The sequence below is a fragment of the Chromobacterium sp. IRSSSOUMB001 genome, assembly GCF_023507765.1.
GTDB classification, from domain to species: Bacteria; Pseudomonadota; Gammaproteobacteria; order Burkholderiales; family Chromobacteriaceae; genus Chromobacterium; species Chromobacterium haemolyticum.
On record NZ_JALCYU010000004.1, the window covers coordinates 138,650 to 160,777 of the forward strand.

At 54.2% G+C, this 22,128-nt stretch carries 21 protein-coding genes; 2 read left to right on the forward strand and 19 right to left on the reverse strand.

What is annotated here, in order from left to right; genetic code table 11:
• The first annotated feature begins 69 nt into the window (after positions 1 to 69).
• Together MOV80_RS06720 and MOV80_RS06725 are read left to right on the forward strand one after the other, a co-directional pair.
• A complete protein-coding gene (locus MOV80_RS06720) occupies positions 70 to 936 on the forward strand; it encodes a YicC/YloC family endoribonuclease (RefSeq protein WP_039756321.1) in 867 nt (288 codons plus the stop codon).
• Between the two features lie 64 nt (positions 937 to 1,000).
• Positions 1,001 to 1,270, forward strand: a complete 270-nt coding sequence (locus MOV80_RS06725) for an HU family DNA-binding protein (protein WP_019103810.1) — start codon at positions 1,001 to 1,003, stop codon at positions 1,268 to 1,270.
• A 210-nt stretch (positions 1,271 to 1,480) separates the two neighbouring features.
• Here the strand turns inward: MOV80_RS06725 and MOV80_RS06730 are convergent, their stop codons facing one another.
• From MOV80_RS06730 to pseB, 19 genes are all read right to left on the reverse strand, one after another.
• On the reverse strand, positions 1,481 to 2,347 hold the full coding sequence (locus MOV80_RS06730; RefSeq protein WP_118268292.1) for an NAD(P)-dependent oxidoreductase: 867 nt from the start codon (positions 2,345 to 2,347) through the stop codon (positions 1,481 to 1,483).
• 82 nt (positions 2,348 to 2,429) lie between these two features.
• Entirely contained in the window at positions 2,430 to 2,771 is a 342-nt protein-coding gene (locus tag MOV80_RS06735; protein ID WP_019103813.1) for an EscU/YscU/HrcU family type III secretion system export apparatus switch protein, read from the reverse strand.
• Positions 2,752 to 3,771 carry a flagellar hook-length control protein FliK gene (locus MOV80_RS06740; RefSeq protein WP_019103814.1) on the reverse strand — a complete coding sequence of 340 codons (1,020 nt, stop codon included), beginning with the start codon at positions 3,769 to 3,771 and terminating at the stop codon, positions 2,752 to 2,754. The genes MOV80_RS06735 and MOV80_RS06740 overlap by 20 nt, the downstream gene beginning before the upstream one ends.
• The gene (locus MOV80_RS06745; protein WP_039756323.1) at positions 3,768 to 4,121 is read right to left on the reverse strand and encodes a DUF2802 domain-containing protein; all 354 of its coding nucleotides are present in this window, start codon (positions 4,119 to 4,121) and stop codon (positions 3,768 to 3,770) included. The genes MOV80_RS06740 and MOV80_RS06745 overlap by 4 nt, the downstream gene beginning before the upstream one ends.
• A 125-nt stretch (positions 4,122 to 4,246) precedes the next feature.
• Positions 4,247 to 4,576: a hypothetical protein gene (locus MOV80_RS06750; protein WP_019103816.1), complete on the reverse strand. Its 330-nt coding sequence runs from the start codon at positions 4,574 to 4,576 to the stop codon at positions 4,247 to 4,249.
• Positions 4,573 to 4,983 carry a flagellar export chaperone FliS gene (gene fliS, locus MOV80_RS06755; RefSeq protein ID WP_019103817.1) on the reverse strand — a complete coding sequence of 137 codons (411 nt, stop codon included), beginning with the start codon at positions 4,981 to 4,983 and terminating at the stop codon, positions 4,573 to 4,575. The genes MOV80_RS06750 and fliS overlap by 4 nt, the downstream gene beginning before the upstream one ends.
• A gap of 97 nt (positions 4,984 to 5,080) precedes the next feature.
• A complete protein-coding gene (gene fliD / locus MOV80_RS06760; protein WP_043591150.1) occupies positions 5,081 to 6,454 on the reverse strand; it encodes a flagellar filament capping protein FliD in 1,374 nt (457 codons plus the stop codon).
• 44 nt (positions 6,455 to 6,498) lie between these two features.
• Positions 6,499 to 6,927 (reverse strand): flagellar protein FlaG, encoded by a 429-nt coding sequence (locus tag MOV80_RS06765; RefSeq protein WP_019100108.1) that lies wholly within the window; start codon positions 6,925 to 6,927, stop codon positions 6,499 to 6,501.
• Positions 6,928 to 7,004: 77 nt separating this feature from the next.
• Positions 7,005 to 7,853 (reverse strand): flagellin, encoded by an 849-nt coding sequence (locus MOV80_RS06770; RefSeq protein WP_043591108.1) that lies wholly within the window; start codon positions 7,851 to 7,853, stop codon positions 7,005 to 7,007.
• 185 nt (positions 7,854 to 8,038) lie between these two features.
• A complete protein-coding gene (locus tag MOV80_RS06775; RefSeq protein WP_043591110.1) occupies positions 8,039 to 8,887 on the reverse strand; it encodes a flagellin in 849 nt (282 codons plus the stop codon).
• A 232-nt stretch (positions 8,888 to 9,119) separates the two neighbouring features.
• Positions 9,120 to 12,968, reverse strand: coding sequence for a glycosyltransferase (locus MOV80_RS06780; protein ID WP_249604948.1), 3,849 nt, complete (start codon positions 12,966 to 12,968; stop codon positions 9,120 to 9,122).
• Positions 12,969 to 13,144: 176 nt separating this feature from the next.
• Entirely contained in the window at positions 13,145 to 15,169 is a 2,025-nt protein-coding gene (locus MOV80_RS06785; RefSeq protein ID WP_249604949.1) for a class I SAM-dependent methyltransferase, read from the reverse strand.
• Positions 15,166 to 16,455 carry a class I SAM-dependent methyltransferase gene (locus MOV80_RS06790; protein ID WP_249604950.1) on the reverse strand — a complete coding sequence of 430 codons (1,290 nt, stop codon included), beginning with the start codon at positions 16,453 to 16,455 and terminating at the stop codon, positions 15,166 to 15,168. The genes MOV80_RS06785 and MOV80_RS06790 overlap by 4 nt, the downstream gene beginning before the upstream one ends.
• The gene (pseI, locus tag MOV80_RS06795) at positions 16,452 to 17,507 is read right to left on the reverse strand and encodes a pseudaminic acid synthase (protein ID WP_043591116.1); all 1,056 of its coding nucleotides are present in this window, start codon (positions 17,505 to 17,507) and stop codon (positions 16,452 to 16,454) included. Before pseI ends, MOV80_RS06790 begins: the two co-directional genes overlap by 4 nt.
• Positions 17,507 to 18,145: a formyltransferase family protein gene (locus MOV80_RS06800; protein WP_039756097.1), complete on the reverse strand. Its 639-nt coding sequence runs from the start codon at positions 18,143 to 18,145 to the stop codon at positions 17,507 to 17,509. Before MOV80_RS06800 ends, pseI begins: the two co-directional genes overlap by 1 nt.
• Positions 18,142 to 19,164 carry a UDP-2,4-diacetamido-2,4,6-trideoxy-beta-L-altropyranose hydrolase gene (pseG, locus tag MOV80_RS06805; protein ID WP_081574175.1) on the reverse strand — a complete coding sequence of 341 codons (1,023 nt, stop codon included), beginning with the start codon at positions 19,162 to 19,164 and terminating at the stop codon, positions 18,142 to 18,144. The genes MOV80_RS06800 and pseG overlap by 4 nt, the downstream gene beginning before the upstream one ends.
• Positions 19,161 to 19,871, reverse strand: coding sequence for a pseudaminic acid cytidylyltransferase (gene pseF / locus MOV80_RS06810; protein ID WP_081574174.1), 711 nt, complete (start codon positions 19,869 to 19,871; stop codon positions 19,161 to 19,163). The genes pseG and pseF overlap by 4 nt, the downstream gene beginning before the upstream one ends.
• Complete coding sequence (gene pseC, locus MOV80_RS06815) at positions 19,868 to 21,031, reverse strand: UDP-4-amino-4,6-dideoxy-N-acetyl-beta-L-altrosamine transaminase (protein ID WP_233423316.1); 1,164 nt, start codon at positions 21,029 to 21,031, stop codon at positions 19,868 to 19,870. The genes pseF and pseC overlap by 4 nt, the downstream gene beginning before the upstream one ends.
• Complete coding sequence (pseB, locus tag MOV80_RS06820) at positions 21,028 to 22,023, reverse strand: UDP-N-acetylglucosamine 4,6-dehydratase (inverting) (protein ID WP_043591118.1); 996 nt, start codon at positions 22,021 to 22,023, stop codon at positions 21,028 to 21,030. The genes pseC and pseB overlap by 4 nt, the downstream gene beginning before the upstream one ends.
• Positions 22,024 to 22,128 lie beyond the last annotated feature (105 nt).

A 22,128-nucleotide genomic window follows, 5' to 3' on the forward strand; every position in this document is an offset into this window, starting at 1 on the left:
GAGCTTAGCAAAGCAATTCGGGCCCAGCCTTGAGAATGTAAACAATCCGCTCATCTAAGGGGGTGTCTGATGATTTTAAGTATGACAGGCTTTGCCGCAACCAGCAGGGAATTTCCCGGCGGCTTGCTTAGCCTAGAAATTCGCTCGGTCAACCACCGCTACCTTGATCTGCAAATGCGTTTGCCGGAAGAGCTGCGCGTGATAGAACCTCAACTGCGCGAGCTGATTTCCGCCAAAGTCAGCCGCGGCAAGCTGGAATGCCGCGTCGGCATCAATCAGGTGGACAGCGCCGTGCCGACGCTGGAACTGAATCAGAGCGTTCTGCAGCGCCTGATCGAAGTCTCCCAGCAGGTGCGCGAGCAGGCGGGGGAGAACCGCGGCCTGTCCGTAGGCGAACTGATGCGCTGGCCTGGCGTGATGAAAACCAACGAACTGGCGCCGGAAGTGCTGCAACAACTGTGCACGGAAAGCCTCACCGTGGCCTTGAAGGACTTCAACGCTTCGCGCAGCCGTGAAGGTGAAAAGCTGAAGGTGGTGCTGGAGGAGCGCATCGCCGGCATGGAAGCCATCGTTGTCGCCATCAAACCCAAGCTGCCGGCCATTCTGGACGCTCATATGTCCAAACTGTCCAGCCGCCTGCAAGAAGCGCTGGGCAATATCGACGAAGACCGGCTGAAGCAGGAATTCGCGCTGTTCGCGCAGAAGATAGACGTCGACGAAGAACTGGCCCGCCTCAGCACCCATCTGAGCGAAGTGCGCCGCATCCTGAAGGCCGGCGGTCAATCCGGTAAACGCCTGGACTTCCTGATGCAGGAACTGAACCGCGAAGCCAACACTCTCGGGTCCAAATCGGTATCCACCGAAACCACCCAAGCCTCGGTGGAGCTGAAAGTCCTGATCGAACAGATGCGCGAGCAGATCCAGAATATCGAGTAAGCACGGCGCCGGCGGCCAAAGCCGCCGCAGCAAGCGTTCCTAGACCTTAGGGAAAGACCAAGACATGACCAAAGCAGAACTGATCGCGGCATTGGCGGAAACATCCGGCCTGAGCAAGGCCGACGTGCTCCGCGTATTGGGCGCTTTTGATGAAGTGCTGCAAAACGCGTTGGCCAAGGGCGATGAAATCACCACCGTGGTGGGTAAGTACAAAGTCAAGGAAAGCGCCGCGCGAACCGGCCGCAACCCCAAGACCGGCGAAACCATCGAGATCGCCGCCAAGCGTAAAGTGGTGTTTCTGCCCAGCAAGCAGTTGAAGGACAAAGTCGCCTGAGGCGTCCTCAGGTCTCACCGCTGTTTGAAAACGGCGAGGCTGAGCCTCGCCGTTTTCTTAAGCACCTGTTCCCGATCTGCTGCGCTGCGTCGATACGGCGAAAACAAGCTCAAAACGCTCATGTCCCCCTCGACCATTCCGCTTTTTTGCTTGTTTTCGCCTTGTCTCGCTCGTGCTCGCTAGATCGGGAACAGACTCTTTTCCGCCGGCTCAGTTCTGCCGCCAGATCAACCTGGCGATCGCCGACGAATCCAACTCGCCCTCGCCCTCGGCCACTAGCTGATCGATCAGGCCCGATACCCGTTCGGCTTCCGGCAAACGGATGCCCTGCTCGCGCGCCGTCTCCAGCACGATGCGCATGTCCTTGGCGTGCAACTTAGCCTTGAAGCCTGGCGCGTAATTGTCATCTATCATCCGCTGGCCGTGGATATCTAGCACTTTGCTCTGCGCAAAACCGCCCAGCAAGGCCGTTCGTACCGGCGCGGGATCAACATTGCAGGCCTGGGCCAGCTTCATGATTTCCGCCACCGCGGCAACCCCGACGCCGACCGCGATCTGATTGCAGGCCTTGGCCACCTGACCGGCGCCGCTGGCGCCGATATGGGTGATGGTTTGCCCCATGGCCTGCAAGGCCGCCCGCGCCCGCTCCAAGGCTTCCGCCTTGCCGCCCACCATGATGGTTAGCGTGCCGTTGACAGCGCCCACCTCGCCTCCGGAAACCGGGCAGTCCAGGAAGTCCACGCCGAAAGACGCCAACTTTTCCGCAATGCGGCGCGCGCCATTGGGGGCGATGGTGCTCATATCGGCGCATACCAGGCCCGCGCCGGCTCCGTGAACCGCGCCTTCCTCGCCCAGCAACACCTGCTCAACATCCGCGGTATCCGACACATTGGTGATCAACAGCTCAACCTGGCCTGCCAGCTCGGCCGGGCTGGCCGCCCAACTGGCGCCGGCCTGCAACACATCCTCCGCCCGTTCGCGGCTGCGCGCCCACACCGCCACCTGATGGCCCGCCTTCAGTAGATTCAATACGCAGGGACGGCCCATGATGCCCAGACCGATATAACCGACTTTCATTTGCGACTCCAAGATGAAAACGACGACATTCATCGAGGATAAGGGGAAGCGCGCCGCAACGCCAGCGCGCGGCGGAGGGAAATCAGGGCTCGGGCAAGGGCGCCGGCTTGCGCCCGCCCAACCAGGCCTCGAACTCATAATCCTTGCCGGAGGCGTGATGCTCCAGAAAATAGACGAAGGCCAGCACCTCGGCCACCGCGCGGTAGAGTTCCGGCGGGATATTCTTGTCCAGGTCCACCTGCATCAGCAAGGACACCAGCTCCGGGGAGTCATGGACAAACACGCCGGCTTCCCGCGCGCGGTCGATGATGCGCTCGGCCAGCTCGCCATAGCCCTTGGCGACGACTTTGGGAGAACGATGCCCCTCCTGGTAAGACAAAGCCACCGCCGAGCGGCGCTTGTCCTCACTCGGCGGCCGCGCCATCGTCCTTCACCACCAAGCTGGCCAAAGCCAGACCAGCCGAGGCCAAACCCGCCTCCAGCCGGCTGGCGTTTTGGGTGATCAGCTGTCCCGCCTGTTCGTCTTCGGCGGCAAAAGACACCTGCACGGTCTGGCCCACCAGACGGATGCGCGCAGCCATGCCGCCCAGCGCTGGCAGATTCAGGGACAGGCTGGTGGACCAGGCTTGCATCTCCTGCTGGCCGTTGCCCTCGCGGTCGGCCTCGGTCTTTTCCTGCTCTATCACCATCTGCATCGGCTGGCCGGGCCAGGCCATGCCCTGAAACTGCAGTTGCTGGTTTTCCAGGCCATTGAGCTGCCTTTGCACCAGATTGCCCAATTCCTGAGTCGGAGCCTGCGGCCGCGCACTGGCAGCCGCGTGCTCGGAGCTGGCCAACGTCTGGCTCATTTTGGCCTGCGGTTCCTGTTTGATCTCGGCCAGGCTGGTGCGGCCGTCGGCGAAGTCCTTCAGATGAGATTCATAAAACAGCCCGCTCTTGGCCACGCCCTGCTGCAAATCCTCCGCCACCTTGGGCGGCGGCTGCTGCGCCGCGTTGACCAGCACCGGCTTGCCGGCGTCGCTGGTCTGGGTGGACAACAAATGGGTCAGATACTTGGAGGCAGGGCTCAGGGCCACCTGCACCGAGCTGGCCTTGTTTTGCTCCGTGCTCTCCTTGCTGCCGTCCTGCAGCAAAAAGGTCAGCGCCGGCTGCAAGGACGCCACTTTCAGCTGCAAGGTGTCGCCGCTCACCGTCGCGCCTTGAGGCAGGTTCAGCGTGAACAGCGAATTCTTGATCAATACCGCCAGTTGGTTATTGTCCAGCCGGTCCGCCACGCGCGCGGTCACCTGCTCGCCCAGCAGCAGCGTCGGCAACCGGCTGGGCAGGGTCGCGGTTTCCAGCAACAGCTTGGCGCCCTCGCCCAACAGCTGCGAGGGGTTGATCTGCTGCGCCGGCAAGACGCCGGTATTGATCGACGGAATCATGAGGTGGGACTATTTCGATACAGGGAAACGATCAACTCGGCCTCGCTGCGGGAAATGCCGCAGCGGGAGGCCACTTCGGAAGCCGTCAGGCCCTGGCGTATCATCTCGATAGCTTGATTGTAAGGGCTGAGTCCGACATCCCCGTGAGCCTGCTGCTCCATGCGGGACAATAGGCGCGACATATCCCGCTGCATAGCGCTGATCTGCTGTTGCTGCTGGTCGAGATACATGGTGGTCAAACTGTCGCGTTTGGTTTCCAAGCGCAGCACTCGCCAGTAAACATACGCTACCGCCATGGCCAGCATCAGCCAGAGCACAACCATCAGGTATGGGAAGAAGGTGCCGGACATCTTGGTTCCCCATGGAAAAGTTTCCGCCATGACTTAATTTTATGGCGAAACCTCCAACAACCCAAGGCCAACCCGCCATCAAATCTCCCCCGTCGTCCTGGCTGGGCAATCGCGGCGGCTTGAGGTCAACGATAGTGTTTGAGCACTCGGGAATTCTGATTGATCAGCACCAGTTCCGAGCGAAGCGCCTCCGACCATTGCGCCAGATCGGCCTGGATGGCCTCGCGCCGCCGCACCAGTTCGCGCAGCCTGTCGCGCTGAGTCCCCTCCAGGCCTGACAGCGCCTCCTGGGTCAGCGAAGTCAGCAGCCGGGACATCAGCTTTTCCTGCTGCGCCTGCAAGGCGCTGAAACGCTCATAGTCCTTGGCGGACACCGCGGCGGACACCTGGAGCGTCAAGGCCTCCAATTCCGCCACCAGTTGGACCAAGGCCGTCGCGCGCGTCTTCGTCGTCATGCGCCCGCCGCCGCGCTGGCCGCGGGCTGGCTACGGTCAACCTGCTGCCAAGCGGGAAGAATGGTTTCCAACAACCCACGTACCTCAGCCAGGATTTCCAGATCGTTCTTAAGGCTGGCCCGCCCCAAACGCGTCTTCATATAGAGGTATAGCTCGTTCAAATTGACTGCGGCCTCGCTACCGGCCTCGACATCCAAAGCGATGCGTAGGCCTTCGATGATGTCCATCGCCTTCGAAATCATGCGCGCCTTTTCATCGAAACGCTGTGCCTCGATCGCAATACTGGCGGTCATGATCGCCTTGATCGCGCCTTCGTACAGCATGACCACGATCCCAATCGGACTGGCGCCGTATACCGCGGCCTTCAAGGCGTCATTTTCATAAGCCTTGTTGAATTGCTTCAACATTCTGGAGTTCAGCATAATGTTACCACCAACAGAGCTAGACCGACGGGCGCTTCAGCCCGATCCGACCTCAGCGTAAAGTCATGACGAGAGACCAAATTCATACTTGAGACATCAAACCGCTAAGATTATTGGTGGCAGCGGTCATTTTAGATAATGTCGAGTTCAGTGCGGTGTATTGCTGGATATATTGTTTTTGCCGCGCAGCGAGCCGGGCAGTCAACGCATCCTGCGAGGCTTTCTCGGTGCTGATGCGCGTATTGATAGAAGTCTTGCTGCTTTCCACGACTCCGGTGGGGCCTAGCAGGCTATTGATTTCTTTATTCAACAACTGCGCAATCCCGGTAGTGCTGGTATTTCCGAAAAGATTTTTGACCGCGGTCGGATCTTTTTTCAGAGCATCGTTGAACTTGGTCTGATCCAGCTTGAGAGTACCGTCCTTTTGAATGGCAATCCCGACCTGGGACAGGTATGCATAGGAGTTAACCGGATCGACTCCCGGGATAGACTTGGTCAACACATCCTGTAGTTTTTGCTGAATCGACAAAACCGAAGCATTGCCCTTCATGCTGCCGCCACGCGCGTCTTTGATCGAACTCAGCACTTGATTATACGCGTCGACAAAACTTTGTAGATTCTTACCGATCCCCGCAGTGTCCTGATTCAGAGTCACCGTAGTGGAAACGCCTGCCCCGCCTTTGTACAGATCCAGCTCAACCCCTGGAATCGCATTGCTGACTTTATTACTACCGGAAGACACCTGAACGCCGTTCACGGTCAAGTCAGCATTGCCAGCGTCCTTGGACTCATTAGCGGCGGTCGGACTTTGCGTCAAACCCGCCAGCGTCGAACCACTAGTTGAACCCGAATCGGTGCCCCCAGCGCTGATGGTGAATTTATTGTCGGTGCCGGACGCGGTCGACGCCACCACCAGCTTATAGTTATCACCGTTTTTCACAACGGAGGCATTAACCCCCATGCCCTCGGCGTTGATCTTGTCGGAAATGGACTGCAGGGTAACTTTGTCGCCGGGCTTATCCCGCAACTTGACCGTCTGTTCCTTACCGTTGATGGTGAACTTTAATTCATCAGGCGCGCCAGTGATTTCCGCTTGCGCGTCCTTGATATCTACACCGTTAAACTGGTCGAAAACCAGTTGCCGGGAGGTTGCCAGTTTGGCTACGTTGACGACATAAGTTCCGTTTACACCACCGGAGGTGGTGCTGACCCCGGCTACCGAAGTATCACTGGATGACACCTTGAACGCTTGCAAGAACGATCCCGTCGACAAGCTGGTGATCGCGCTTTGCAGTGCGGACAAAGCAGAGCCAATTTTGCCAAGGTCGCTGAGCTGGGTATTGTAGCCGTCTAGTTTCTTCTGACTGGCGACCAATGGCCGGGAATCGATCGCCATCAGTTGGCTTACGATGGTTTGGACGTCGAGCGAGCCGACCGATGTTGTTATCCCTGCCATGTTCATCACCCTTTATGTGTATTTTGTTGAGCCGCTCCTGGGACTCAAGCTTTGTCCTTCAGCAGCATGCCCTTGAAGTCGCCGATCGCCTTGGCAATCCGGATGGCATCCTCGGAAGGGATCTGCCGGATCACCTTCTGAGTTTCCTTGTCCACGACTTTCACCACCTGCAAATCAGTGTCCTTGTCCACTGAGAACTCCAGCTGGTTATTGTACAGCGAGGCGACGCTATTCAGCTGCTTCAACGATGACTGCAGCTGCTCGGTAACCGATGGTTTTTCCTTGGCCGCGGTGTTCTGCGCTTGCTGCTGCTGCGCCTGCCCAGCGGCGGCGACAGCCTGAGCATTATCCGGCAAGGCGGAAGCAGCCTTATCGGCCCCTTGCCCACTCTGCGCCAGTTCCACCGTTTGCTGCCGCGGCGTAGAAGCCCCCGCGTTGGCAATCGGCAGTGATTGTAAAGAAGGTATTTGCATGGCAACTCTCCTGACGCGCGCAGCTCCGGTTGCCCAACCAACCGGAGCCGCCGCTGGCTCATACCATCATTCTAGACTTATTGCAGCAGGGTCAGTGCCGACTGCGGCAGCGAGTTGGCGTTCTTCAGAATCGAAGTGCCGGCCTGTTGCAAAATCTGGTTCTTGGTCAGGTTAGCAGTTTCCGCCGCGAAGTCCACATCCACGATGCGGCTGTTGGCCGCTGTCAGGTTTTCCACGTAGTTCTGCAAGTTGGCCACTACCGCATCGAAACGGTTCTGTACCGCACCAAAGGTCGACCGGATGTTCGAGATCGAAGCAATATCGGCATCCAGCGACGACAGCGCGCCGGATGCTGCACCTTGAGTGGTCACACTCACAGTGCCGGTGTTGGTCAAGCTCGAGTTGTAGCTATTCAAAACGCCGGCGGAAGTCAGGTCAGTCGACGAAATGGAAACTTGGTTGTTGGTCGCGCCGGACGAGCCCACCTGGAAGGTCAGTACCGAGCCACCGGACAACAGGCTAGTGCCGTTGAACTGAGTGGTTTGCACGATACGCGAGATTTCCTGGGTCAGCTGATCCACTTCGCTTTGCAGCTGCGAACGGTTGGTGTTGCTCACAGAGCCGTTAGCGGCCTGCACCGCGATTTCGCGGATACGCTGTAGGTTGTTGGCAATCTGGCCCAACGCGCCTTCAGCAGTCTGGCCGACAGAGATGCCGTCGTTGGCGTTCTTGATCGACTGGTTGTTACCACGGATAGCAGCAGTCAAAGTCTGCGAAATCGCCAGACCTGCGGCGTCATCCTTGGCGCTGTTCACGCGCAGACCGGAAGACAGGCGCTGCAAAGAGACCTGCAACGCGTTGTTCGAGTTGCCGAGGTTGCGCTGCGCATTCAGCGAAGCAATGTTGGTGTTGACGGTAATAGCCATGTTAGTTCTCCTGAGATACAGTTGGGCAAAGCGACTTGCTTACTCACCATATCGTCAACGCTGCAATAAACTTTACAGCCAGAACGTGAATTTTACCGACACCTCTGCATCGCCCCCCGCCCAGGACTCTGCTCCTCGGTGAACGAGCCCTAGCCCAAATCAGCCAGAGCCCGTTAATCCAAAGCTTACTGCAGCAGGGTCAGAGCCGATTGCGGCAACGAGTTGGCGTTTTTCAGAATCGAAGTGCCAGCCTGTTGCAGAATCTGGTTCTTGGTCAAGTTCGCGGTTTCCGCCGCAAAATCCACGTCGATGATACGGCTGTTAGCCGCAGTCAGATTTTCAGTGTAGTTCTGCAAATTGTTGACTACCGCGTCAAAACGGTTCTGTACCGCGCCAAAAGTCGAGCGGATATTCGATATCTGCGCAATATCCGTATCTAGTGCCGACAAAGCAGCGGAAGCCGCGCCCTGAGTCGTTACATTAATAGTGCCGGTATTGCTCAAGCTGGAACTATAGGTGTTCAGCGTGCCGGCTGAGGTCAAGTCAGTGGAGGAGATCGAGACCTGGTTTGTTGCCGCGCCGGAAGAACCCACCTGGAAAGTCAGCACCGAACCACCGGACAACAGGCTAGTGCCGTTGAACTGGGTAGTTTGCACGATACGCGAGATTTCCTGGGTCAGCTGGTCCACTTCGCTTTGCAGCTGCGAACGGTTGGTGTTGCTCACCGAGCCGTTGGACGCTTGCACCGCAATTTCGCGGATACGCTGCATATTGTTGGCCAGCTGGCCCAAGGCACCTTCAGCCGTCTGACCAACCGAGATACCATCGTTGGCGTTCTTGATCGCCTGGTTGTTACCGCGGATGGCGGAAGTCAGGGTCTGGGAGATGGCCAGACCGGCGGCATCATCCTTGGCGCTGTTGACCCGCAGGCCGGAAGACAGGCGCTGCAGGGATACTTGCAACGAGTTATTGGAACTGCCTAGGTTGCGCTGCGCGTTCAGCGACGCAATATTGGTGTTTACGGTAATAGCCATGTTATTCCCCTTAAGAGATCAAAACTGCGTCAAGCGGAACGCCGTGATTTGCGCAGCATGCTTACTAGATCGTCTAAAGGTTAATAAACTTGACCGAAATGGTATTTTTACCAAACATCAGTCTCAACTAATCTACCCTTGACCTTCACCTCTGATATACATTTCCAATGGAAAAATAAAAATGCCCGGCAGTCCATCGCAGGGCATTTCCTCAAAACATACAGCTCAACGCTCACCCATGTAGTACACGGAACCAGTCTTCATTGTGCTCCTCCAGCCAGTAATGCTGCTCCACCCACTCCCTTAGCAGCCTCCCTTCGCGCTCACTGGCGTCCAGGTCATACACCCTGCTTCTGATTGCCTCAATCCAGGCCTCCGCCACATTAGGCACCCGGCACACTGGAGCCGCATTGGTCTGATAGGGATAAATATCCGTGCACACAACCGGCCATCCCAAAGCGCCATACTCCAGCAAACGCAGATTGCTCTTGGCCTCGTTAAAGGCATTGAGTTCCAGCGGCGCCACCGCCAAATCTAGGTTCAACTTGGCAATCGTCTCAGGGTATTGATCAAACGGCACCGAGTGATGCACCTCGGCCACATATGGGCGGAATTGAGGCAGGCACATACCCATGAAAACCCAATCCACCTCTCCAGCGGTTCGCTTGATAACCTCAAGCAACAGCTCCAAATCCCCCCTGTGTTGAGACGCGCCAACCCAGCCAACCCGAGGCTTCGCACCAAGCCGCCTTTGAGATCTCAACCTCCCCCACACACTTTTCCGCAAGCGATTCGGCACTACAACAATCTCATCCACCATTCCTTGAGTGAACTCGGCCAAGGGCTCGGTCGACACCACCAAGGCGTCGCTCAACTTCAGAACCCTACGAAGCCTCTGCTTCGCATCCGGATACAAGCGTTTCCAATGGTCATACAGATTACTCTTCACCGGTGTCCCACCGACTAAGTCGTCAATCCCGAAAACCACCCGCATCTGCGGAATGAACTCACGATAAGCTGTCAGCGCATCATAGATTCCATCATTGATCCCTGTATGCAATAACAAGGTATCTGGAGCATGACGAGCCATCTCAACGACAGATAATACCCCCTGAGTCGGCTGGTGAATCTCTCCATCAAGCCGTCCCTGCTCTTGTAGGATGGACAGAGGCTGGCTCAATCGGTACTCACCGCTTCCCCCAGGAACCGGCATTCCTAACACACGCTTGCGTCCAGGCAACTCTGGATCCCAGGCAACGCAACGCTGCCATTCCACTTCCATCCTCCTGCCGCGCAAAGACAAATGGCGGTTAAAGAATGGGTCGCGCCGTATAAGCGGCAGCCATTGCCGCAACATCGCATCCATTTCATCACGCTCTCGTACTGCCGCCTGCAAGGCGATGCGAGGATCCGATGTGGTGCGGCCAATACTTTTCGCGTGATGGTGGTACAACACCACAAAGGGGTTATACACATTCCGGTAGCCCGCAGCTTGGACTTTCAGGCAGAAGTCCACATCATTAAAGCAGACCTTAAACTTGTCTTCATCCAAACCGCTTACCTGCAGGTAAATCTCTTTATTCACCAAAAGGCAAGCCCCGGTCACCGCCGAATAGTTCTGTCCAGTCAAAATCCGGTTCTGATACCCTGACTCCGAGATGTCCATCGGCTCAAACACATGATCAGCAACAGACCTCATTCCCCCCGGCAACCCGAGGATGATGCCGGCATGCTGTATTTGCCCCACTTCGGGATACAGCAGACGCGCGCCAACAACCCCCACTCCACTTTGCTGCCCCACCCCCACCAAACGCTCCAGCCAAGACTCTAAGATGACTTCGGTATCGTTGTTCAGCAACAAGACAAACTCACCGGCCGCTATACTAACGCCTAAATTGCATTGTGCCGAAAAATTAAATGGCGCGTCATACTCGACAACTTTGATCCGCTCAGGAAATCTTTCGGCCATATCCGCGTAAAACTCACGAGTTTCAGGCTGCTCCGAGCGATTATCGACAATAATGACTTCAAACGACTGATACCGGGTTTTCTCAAATAGACTTTCAATGCAAGGTTCCAAAAACTCCAGTTTATCCCGGGTTGGAATGATAATAGAAACCAGCGGACTACCCTGCACCTTGATATCAAAATGATGGGTTCCCTGTACATAACCGTCACCCACCTCCGCTTGCAACCCTAATCTTGCCGCATGGTTTTCCAAAGCCACTTTTCTCGCTGCCGTCGGCAGAGGGGCGATGTCACTCTTATCATATGGCAGGGACAACAAGACGTCATCCACATGTCCTATCGCCTCTTTCCCTTTCAACTCGAATAAGCGTAGCAGGCATTCATAAACATAAGCGCCCGGGTAAGGTTGCAAACCATTCAAAGCCACCAAAGCTCTGGTTGAAATCGTTACCGCGGCCCCTATATAGTCCATGGAACGCAAATATTCCGGGGAGAAGTCTGGCCTGAACGAAGGCAGAAAATACTCCCCCATCGGGGATACAACATCACTGTCGCAATAAATCGCCATCCACTCCGGGTGAGCGTGGGCTCCCTCGGCCAACCTAAGCAGTGCTCGCGGCTCCAAGCGGAATCCCGCAGGCAAGAGCATGGCCCAGTCGGCATAGGAATCGGCAACGACATCGTTGAATGCCTGGGCTAGCCGCTCCGGATCCTCCAGAGTAGGCAAGCTAACCCAGCCCAACTGCGGGCTGTTCTTAAATACTGGATCCGGCATTTCCCAATCCGCGAATACCAGCAAACGCCAATTTGGGTATAGTTGCTTCTCCATCGCCGCCAACGACTCGACTAAACGTCGCTTTTGTGCAGCGGGCACAACTGTCACCAAGTTGAATGTCGGCCGCACCGACCAAGCCTTCACCATTCTCTCCGCAAACTGTTCCGCATGGACTTCACGCAACTGATGATTGTTCTTCCAAATCTTGTAGCGCTGCTCCTCGATGGCATCCTCAGGGCATGAGGAATGCATAATCGGTTTGCCTATTGTGCTGGGAACGCTAATTTGAAGCGCCTTGGGTAAAACACTATTCCATACTGAAATATGCTGGCTAATCGCCCCTTCCAGCGTACGCTGCTGCGAAATGTAGTTTCGCGCTCTGGAAGCTATCGACTTTCTTGCCGCATGGTCCTCAATCAAGGAGACAATGGCGTTGAACCAAGCGTCTTCATTGTTTTCAACAGCTAGCGCCAACCCCTTTTCTTTAGCCTCAGCATAAGGAGGCAGATCCGATACAATGCTGGCCGCGCCAACCACCGCATAGTCAATCCACTTGATATCAGATTTGCACAAATTGAATCCATCTTCCTCTAATGGAGCCAATCCAATATCTATTTTCAAATCAGCAAGATAGGAAAAGTAGTCATGATACATTACCCCTTTGGGACCTTGTTTCACTCCTTTCAGGCCAATCATATTTTTGGGAACATTTCCCCAAAACACAAACTTCACCGCATCGGCATACTCATGATAAACCCGTAACAGAGCTCCAGAAATCAAATCCAAATCACGACCATGAGTGCTGGTACCCGCAAACCCAACAACCACCTGATCATCCCGCTCTCTTGGTTCGACAAAACGAAACTGGCTCAGAGAGTTAGGAATCACCACAACATTTTCATTATACGCAATAAATTTTTTAGCTAGCTCTGACGTACTCACCGTCACCACAGAACAATAAGGCAAAATCCATTTAATATACTCAGTAGATTTAAAGAAGTCATCATACATTGGGTTACTACTTGGCAACCCTAGCAACCAATCATCAATATCAAAAATAATTGGCTTCTTAGAATCAATAATAGCCTTCATTAAATCCACATAACATTTATCGACAAACCATCGCTGCACAATAAATGCATCCATGGACTCAATAAAATGTGTGTCGGACTCAAAACCATAGTCGCCCACCAAACGATGAGCCTCCAGGTTTTTGTAAAAATAAGTGTCAACCACACCGGCGAGCAAAGACAGAGGGTCACCTAATCGGAGCTTGAAACAAGCATGATCAAAGTGGTCTCTAGACAAGACGCCGATACGGGGATTTCTTTTTTCCATGAGATAAGGCCCACCTGCAGTGACGACACCACGCCCACTATAGTCAAACTACTATTTCAGCGGCAACTATCGCTACTCACACATTCAATTAGACTATTTAGGCATAGGTAGAAAAGCAACAAATAAACAAGAAGCGACCCCTCGGAGGTCGCTTCTCACTCAACAGTCAAACAACTCTATGCCTTTTCAAGCAAGAGATAAAACTGTAACGAGCACATTTCCAACATTTCATCATGGGTAACATTTTTAATTACCATGCGCTCTGTCTCAATATTGCACGGCAGTGAGCCTTGAGCCCTATTGAAAATATCTTGTAACCTGCCATCAAGTGCATTCATTTTATTAACGACTTTATAGCCGGTTTCCTGGCAAAACTTAAGCAGTTCCCGCAAGGTAAAGAAGCGAATATGCGTAATATCTAGCAAGCCCTCCTTAGCATACGTCCAGTTACCTTTAGCCAAGTCATCCATCAGAGCTAGATTGCGCACATTCGGCACACTGAGCAGCACTTGTCCTTGCGGAGATAAATAGCGATGGATTTTCACCATCACATCCCATGGGTTATACATATGCTCCAGCACATCGGCTAACACCACAGCATCTAGGCTGCCCACAGCCACCCCTTCTGCCACCAGATCAAAGTCCTCAAATTTTCCCAGCAGAACTTTATCCAATTGCCGGCTGGCCATCTCAGCCGCGGCATGGTTCATTTCAATTCCCCACACCTGGCAAGATGGAAAGCGCTGTTTAATCAAAGCGCCATTGCCGCCACCCGCGCAGCCAATATCCAAAGCCAGACTAGGCTGATTGCTGAACAGGCTGATTAAATCCTTGCGTCCCGTTGTATGGTAGCCCGCCGTCAAATCTGTATTCTCATTATCCAGATATTGCTGCCATACCAATCTTTGCGGACGTACTTGCAGCCCCTGTGCCATACTTGCCATCAGTTGCGCTACCCGCGCCGCCGCCAAACCATCTACCCCGCCATGATGATAATAGACCAGCCGCTGGCGGGCCTGATGCAACTGAGCGTTTCGTTCGTCCTTGTCTTCCAACAGTTGCAAAATGCATGCAGCCAGCTCATGGGCCTCCACTTCCTTGATCCCAGTCTCGGCCTCAAAGCATGGCCCCATCAACATGCCTGCACTATTCATCAAGTTGATGACAGGCGTATCCGCCATCATCCCCTCCACTAAATAGTTGGAATCCACTGCTACCAACACATCCGCAGCAACGGCAAAGGCGGAAGTATCCTCCATCGCGTAATAATACTGACGACCATCTGACCCCAAGGCCGCCAGCAGTTCGGAGCAGCAACGCTCGCCTACCGCTTGATTAGCCGGCCGGTCCTTGATAACGGCATTGATTTTGCAGCCATGCTGCGACAAAGCTTCGCAAGCGCTCAAGAACGCTAGCATCGTGTCCGCATAAGCATGCTCATTGCAATGTGCGCTAAGATTAGCTGCCCATGTCGTGCCGAAAACCACAATCGGCAAGCTCGGGTCCATCTCATACTTTTCGACTAAGGCTTGTCGATAAGCTGCCTTTTGGACCCGCAATTGCGCATAGCAGTCCCAAGCGGGGTTGCCTGTCAACACCAGACGCTCCGGCTCTATCCCCAAATCCAAAAAGCCTTCTTTACCACGCTCCCCATAAACAGCCATCTTATCCGCGATCAGCTCAGCGTGGACTGTGTAGGGGTCAACCAGTGCGATGCCATGGGAAAGATGCAAGCTGGGAATGCTATGTGCCTTTGCCCAGGCGGTTGCGACCTTGCCCAAACGAGTCACATCTTCGCTGGTGACAAAGAGCGAGACATCAAACTCGTCCGCCGCTGCGGCCAAGCCATCTAACAACTGTACCGACATCGGTAGTTCGAGGCCCAAACGCTCCTTGATCAACCCGGCCAATTGTTCGGTATTGTCCTCGTCAGCAAACTCTTCACTCCAGTTCAAGGCCGCCAAATGCGCACTCAGCGCAGCCAGAGATGGACTTGCTTCGCCAACCGCGTTATATCCATCCGGGAGCAGGCTCTCCAAACCCACTACAGCGCAGCCGCAATCTGCGGCCAAATTAAGTAGTGCGGGGGTCATGCCCGATGAAGTGGTCACAATCACCATGGGGTCGAACATCGCCAGAAATTGGCGCAGAGCTCCCAATTGGTTATCCCACAGCAGACTTATAATTGCCTTTGGTTTCATCCTTGGTTCCCGCCGAAAATGCCATAGTGTTTTGCCAACAAGGTATCCACCAAGTGGTAATCTGCCCCCAAGGTGAGGTCAACTCCATGCCTGAGCTTATCAGGGCAGCCAACCGACCACCCCTTGGCCAGACTCATAACCCGGCGATCCAGAGCTTCAGCCGCCAACCATACGGAGAACTGCTGCACTCGCTCTTCGGAGAGTAAGCCAGCAAAATCATAGCTAGGGCAACGTTGTACTAAAACTTTCAACAGGCAGTAGAAGAAATGTCGTGCCCGCAAAGGTTGCAACAGGCGGTCCAACTCTTGGGAAAGATCCTCGCTCGACAACAACATCCATGGCATTAGAGCTCGAAACGACAGCTGCTCTAGCGCCGCGTTTTTTTTCCTCTGCTCCTCAGCCCAAGCCCTGTTTCCTTCCGCATCTGTTCTGTTCTCCAAAACCACAAACATGCGCCCTGCGACTTTTGGCGTCAGGCGCGCCACCAAAAGCTCCTCAAGAAACAAGCCTAACTCTAGCAACTGCGGATCACGAGCAAACCATGACAGCACACGCGTCCAACGCTTGCTCTTCTCTAGCGGCTCGTACAAAAAGGCATTGATATTCCCGCCTCCGAGAAATGCCCCGTGCGGCACGGCATCCACAATGGCAAAACCTTCCTGGTCGGCAAACGCCACCAGCTCATCAACCCGGATCCGGGACATGTAACGGCCAAAGTTGGTGGGATCTTCCGCTTCGCGTATCACCGCCGGCCACTTATCGATATCCGCGCCATACGCCGCTTCAAAGTGATCTCGGGAGTGAATGTCGAACACGATGCGGCCGCCAGGCCTGACCACTCGCTTCCACTCCAGCAAAGCCTCCCGCCAGTTGGGAAAATGCACCATCACATTCAATGCAATCGCGCTATCAAAACTCTCCGCGTCAAACGGCAGCTTGGTAATATCGCCCAACTTCAACGTGATGGGTAAATTGCCAGCCAGCCTTCGCGTCTCGTTCAGCATGGCTTGGGAACTGTCTATGCCTGTTACTGCAAACCCTTGTTCGATCAAGGGAAGACTAGCCCGGCCAGTGCCGATTCCAATATCGAGCACCTCTTTGCCTCGGACATGGCGCTTGACAGTGCCCACCTCCAAAACATTTTTCAGATAGTTGGTACTGGTATTTTCCACCATCCTGCCGGAATACCAACTAACCATGCCCGCATCCTGCCACGCGTGGGTTTTCCAGTTGATCAGACTGTCGTCTTCGTGACTCGCGGCTGTAGCCGCGGCTTGATTACTCATTTCAACGCTTCCCATGTGAGCGGCATGCCCCGTTTCAGGGCTTTCGTGGCTGGCATACCAATGACAATGTCAAAAAATTTCGGAGCTAAGCCAAACCCTGGCCGAATGACTCTGATGTTCTCCGAGCTGAAGAGCTCCCCCTCCGCAATATCCTGAGCAACATAAAGGGATCGGCGAAAAACTTGTGATTTGCTTTCAATCGGGCTACTACCGTAACTGATATTTCCCAACGCCAGCCAAGCTCGCTCACTTTCAATTACCAACTGAGCTAACTCCTCGGGTTCTAGGGAAAAAGCTGAATCCACCCCGCCATCTGCCCGTCGCAAAGTGAAGTGCTTTTCAATCACGGAGGCGCCGAGAGCGACCGCGGCAATCCCAGCGCCAACCCCCATGGTGTGGTCGGACAAACCCACCTCGCAACCGAACAGATCGCGTAAATGCGGGATGGTACGCAGATCACTGTGCACAGGGGGGGCAGGGTATGAACTGGTACACTTGAGTAAGACTAATTGCTGGCAACCTGCCGCTCTTGCTTCCCTCACAGTTTCATCGAGTTCGGCTACCGAAGCCATTCCGGTTGAAATAATCATGGGTTTACCGGTTGCCGCCACTTTACGAATCAAGGGCAAATCCGTATTTTCAAAACTCGCAATCTTATAAGCGGGAACCTCGAGTGTTTCCAGAAAATCTACCGCCGTTTCGTCAAAAGGCGTCGAAAATACCAGCATACCCAGTGACTTGGCATAATCAAAAATAGGCTGGTGCCACTCCCATGGGGTATAGGCTTGCTGATATAGTTTATAAAGCGAGGAGCCGCTCCATAAACTGTCCGGATCTGAAATATGAAACTCACCCTCATCTAGATCGAGCGTCATGGTGTCCGGTGTATACGTTTGTAATTTCAATGCATGCGCACCACTGCTGGCGGCGGCGGCAACAATGGCCATAGCCCGATCCAGCGACTGGTTATGATTACCGGACATCTCTGCAATAATGAAAGGCGGGGCCTCTCTGGAAATCGGCCTACCACCGATATGAACGCCTTTTCCCATTAGACATCGTCCTTTTCAATTGTCAGCTTATAGCGGTGCCCAGCCCATTCAAAAAAAGCCGGATAGCGTTGATTATCAACCACTCGCAATAAATTAAACTGCTCCTGCAGAGACTGCCCAGGGTCAAGGCGGCTATCCTCAGGTCCCCGTCTCGGATACAGACTGGGCTCGCCTCGCTGCTCTTGAGGTTCCGCACCATCACAATGGTGTACAGCCCAATCCATCAAGCGCAACTCGCAGTCAAATAATTTGGCATTGATTTCCGTGCTAAGCTCATGCCCCTCTAGATCAAACGCATATTGTTGCCAAATGGCACCAGTATCTATGCCATCCTCGGCGTTCAATAAGCTAACCAGAATACGCTGTCGACCTTCAAGAACCTGCCAAATATGAGGAGACATACCCCTTCCTTTGGGTAAATCACTGGCATGCAGCACCAAGGTGTAACGGTAGCGCTCGCGACATGGCTTGGAAATCAATTGCTGGCAAGATACTAAAAAGAGGAAGTCCCCCCCGCCGGCCTGATTGCAATCAGTCAGCAGGCTTACGGAACATTGTGGATGCTCAACTTTCCATTGCCTCAACCATGGCCAAACCGGGTGTTCTGGGTCTGTGCACAAGATATCGACTTTGCTCATACCATTTCTTCCATTGCCAAGGCTACGCGGCCTGCGCCGCGGCCATCCACGAGTTCTTGTCCAAGCATGGACATGGTTCGTCGCAAGATGACATTATTGCAACAAGCATCCAGAGCTTGAGCCAAGTCATCAACCGTTACCGACATAGAGGGCCCCAAATACTCTATAGCCCCAGCCTTTGCTAGCGCCTCGCCTATTAGCAGTTGATTCTCCGCCACGGCAACCCCTACCGTCGGCAAACCCAGCGCGCAGCGCTCCCAAGCGCTACTTCCAGTAGCGCCAATCGCCACATCCGCCCAGCACATCCACTTGGCCATATCGTTTGTATGACGATAAACGCGCCACTGCGGTGACGCCATGTATGCAATATCCTCGAATTTCGGATTTGCGGCCCCCGCAATCACGGTCACCTCCGTAAACGCCAAACGCTGCAACGCCAACATGCTCTTGACCGTTTCTCCTGTTGGATCAGAACCGCCAAAATTCAGCAGAACCCTGCTTGCTCTTGATGGATGGTCTCTAACGCAAGTAGTAGAAAACTCATCACGCAACATGGCAAAACGCGGACCAAGCAATAAGACCGTCTCATCAGGCACCAATGATTGGTAGGCGGCTGCGTCCGCAAACAGGTTCTGGTTCAACAGTAGATCTACGTCATGGCTACGATTTGTAAGATCGTCTATCGCCAAAACGCGTTTAGCCAAACACTTCGCATCAGCCTCCCACTCCTTCCCCAAACCATAATGATCTACCACCACCCAATCAAAAACGGTGCTCTGCGGCAATACTGAGCGCAATGCGTGTAGATCAGCGGCCTCTCCCTCTGGTAGTTGTCCCGGCAACCAAAAACTAGACATGCCGGAATCAGTCAGCAACTCTCTGGCAGCTCCGGGCAGATCCTTGCACACAAAGCAGACCTCCGCCCCATTCCGTCTCAACAAGTCAGCCAGAGTCAGACAACGCATAACATGACCGCTGCCTATCTCAACTGAAGCATCGGCCCGGAACAGCACCTTCACGTAGCCTCCCCTGCCGCTTGCAATACCGCATACATCCACTCCGCCCGCCGCCAATCCTCTTCAGTATCAATATCTTGAACAAGATGACGTGGGAGACGGACTGCCAACGAACGCTCCGAAAAAAATGGCTCGCACTCAAGCCAAGCCTGACGCCGTCCCCAATAAAATTGCCCGGCATCTTGAAAAGACTCTTCAAGATCTTGCGATCGAGTATCCCGATATTGTGGATACATCGGTACCAAGTTGCCCTCGGATGAAATTTTTAACGCTCTCTGCACAGGAAAACCGAATGAGGTCACCGACACGGCATAGTGCTTTCCAGCATCCATTTCAAGCAAATTCAAGCCTCTGCGCAAGCAAGAGGCTTGCATCAAAGGAGCCGTCGCGTACAAGCAGCAGGCATAATCAAAAACCTCTCCCTGTTCTTGCAAAAATGCCACTGCATGACGGATCACAGCCACAGTCGTCGTATAGTCATCCGAGAGTTCCCGCGGACGCACAAATGGCACATCTGCACCATACTGCCTCGCCACTTGAGCAATTTGATCATCATCAGTGCTTACAATAATGCGGGAAAACAGACCACACGCCTGTGCTGTGCGTATCGAATACGCAATCAAAGGCAAGCCGTGAAATGGCTTGATATTCTTACCTGGAATCCGCTTGCTTCCTCCACGAGCCGGGATGACAGCTACGCTGCGGCTCATTGAATTGCCTTCTTCAAACTGGCAACAACATCGTTCTGCTGGCGCTCCGTTAAACCAGGAAACAAGGGCAGGGTCAATGCCTCGCGATAATGTCTTTCCGCCATAGGAAAATCTCCGAACTGGAAACCAAGACGACGGTAGTAGGGCTGCATATGTACCGGTATGTAATGAACATTGACCCCGATGCCATCAGCCCGCATACGCTCAAACACCTGGGCTCGACTGCTAGCGACCTGCTCTAAGCTCAGTCTCACTACAAACAGATGCCAGGCAGATTCATCGATAGGCTCTAGACAAGGTAAACTCAAGGGCTGCTGCGCCAACAACTCCGCATAGCGGCGGGCCAACATGCGGCGCTCTATCAAAAAACCGTCCAATTTACTCAACTGAGATAGTCCAATCGCCGCCTGTATATCCGTCATTCGGTAGTTGAACCCCAGTCCAGTCATTTGATAGTACCAAGCGCCGTCTGAATTGCCCTCCATGCGGCACTCATCACGGGTAATTCCATGACTACGCAATTCGCCCAGACGCTGGTATAAAGCGAAATCATTGCACAATACCGCACCACCTTCCCCCGTCGTAATCACTTTGACCGGGTGGAAGCTGAAAACCGTCATATCAGCGTGACTCCCACAGCCAACAGGCTGACCAGCAAACTCGGCACCAATCGCATGGGAAGCATCTTCGATCACAACAAAACCATAACGCCGTGATAGGGACTTAAGGGCAGCCATATCACAGCTGCGACCGGCAAACGCCACTGGCACGACTACCTTGGGCAAGCGCCCTAACTGCTCGCTCTGTTGCAGTTTGCTTTCCAGCTTGCCCATATCCATATTCCCACTGGCAATATCGATATCGACAAAATCAACCTCCGCCCCACAATAGCGCCCGCAATTAGCCGAAGCGACAAAGGTGTTAGGACTCGTCCACAGCCAGTCTCCCGGTCCCAAACCTGCCGCAACACAAGCAATATGCAAAGCAGCTGTCGCACTACTAACCGCCACGGCATGCGTAGCCTGACAACGCAGTGCCAGAGCCTGCTCAAAAGCAGGCACGACAGGCCCCTGCGTCAGCCAATCCGAACGCAACACCTCCACAACCGCCTCAATGTCGTCCTCATCGAGTTGTTGTCGACCATATGGAATCATGCTCATGGCGTTGCCTGATCCAAAATTTCTAGCTCGGGAATACTCAGAAACCAGGGATTGCTCTCGGAAGAATATTGAAACCCCTCCGACACTAATGTTCCGACCTCGCTCAACTGATTGGAATCATAACCATGGTGAACTGTAAAGCGAATCGAAGGAGCGATCACATAATGATCGTCAAACTCGTAGGTATGTAGGCTGTCATCAGCGGAAATCATCAGTTCATGCAACTTTTCCCCTGGCCTGATGCCAATCTGGTGTTGCAATAACTGGGGGGCCATTGCTGTCGCCAAGTCCACAATGCTCACGGAAGGAATCTTGGGCACAAAAAGCTCCCCGCCCTGCATCCGCTCAAAGTTGCTGAGCACAAAGTCCACCCCTTGTTGCAGGGTGATCCAGAAGCGGGTCATCCGCACATCGGTAATGGGCAGGCTATCAGCCCCGCTCGCAATCAATTTTCGAAAGAACGGCACCACAGAGCCCCGCGAGCCGACGACGTTGCCATAGCGCACTACCGCGAAACGGGTCTTGTGGCCGCCTACAATATTATTCGCGGCCACAAACAACTTATCCGACAACAGCTTGGTTGCCCCATACAGATTGATTGGACTAGCCGCTTTATCGGTAGACAGCGCAATCACCTTCTCCACCCCGCATTCGATAGCGGCATTGATCACATTTTCCGCGCCATTCACATTGGTGCGAATGCACTCGGTAGGGTTGTACTCGGCGGCAGGCACTTGCTTGAGAGCGGCGGCATGCACCACTAGATCAATGCCGCGCATTGCCTGCTTCAAGCGGTCGCCATCTCGTACATCGCCTAGGAAAAAACGCATGCAGGGATCGGAAAACTCCTGTTGCATCTCAAACTGCTTCAACTCATCGCGAGAAAACACCACCACCCGCGCCGGTTTGAACCGCTCCAATAGCGTGGTAATGAATTTACGGCCGAAGGATCCCGTTCCGCCGGTAATTAAGATGGACTTGTTGTCAAACATCGCCAATATGCCTTGATTTCTTTGAAAAAGACGGAGCAATCGTCCGCCATCAGCGCCAGGCTTCCGGTCCCAGCCCGCCAAAACAACGCTTGCCGATAACCCGCA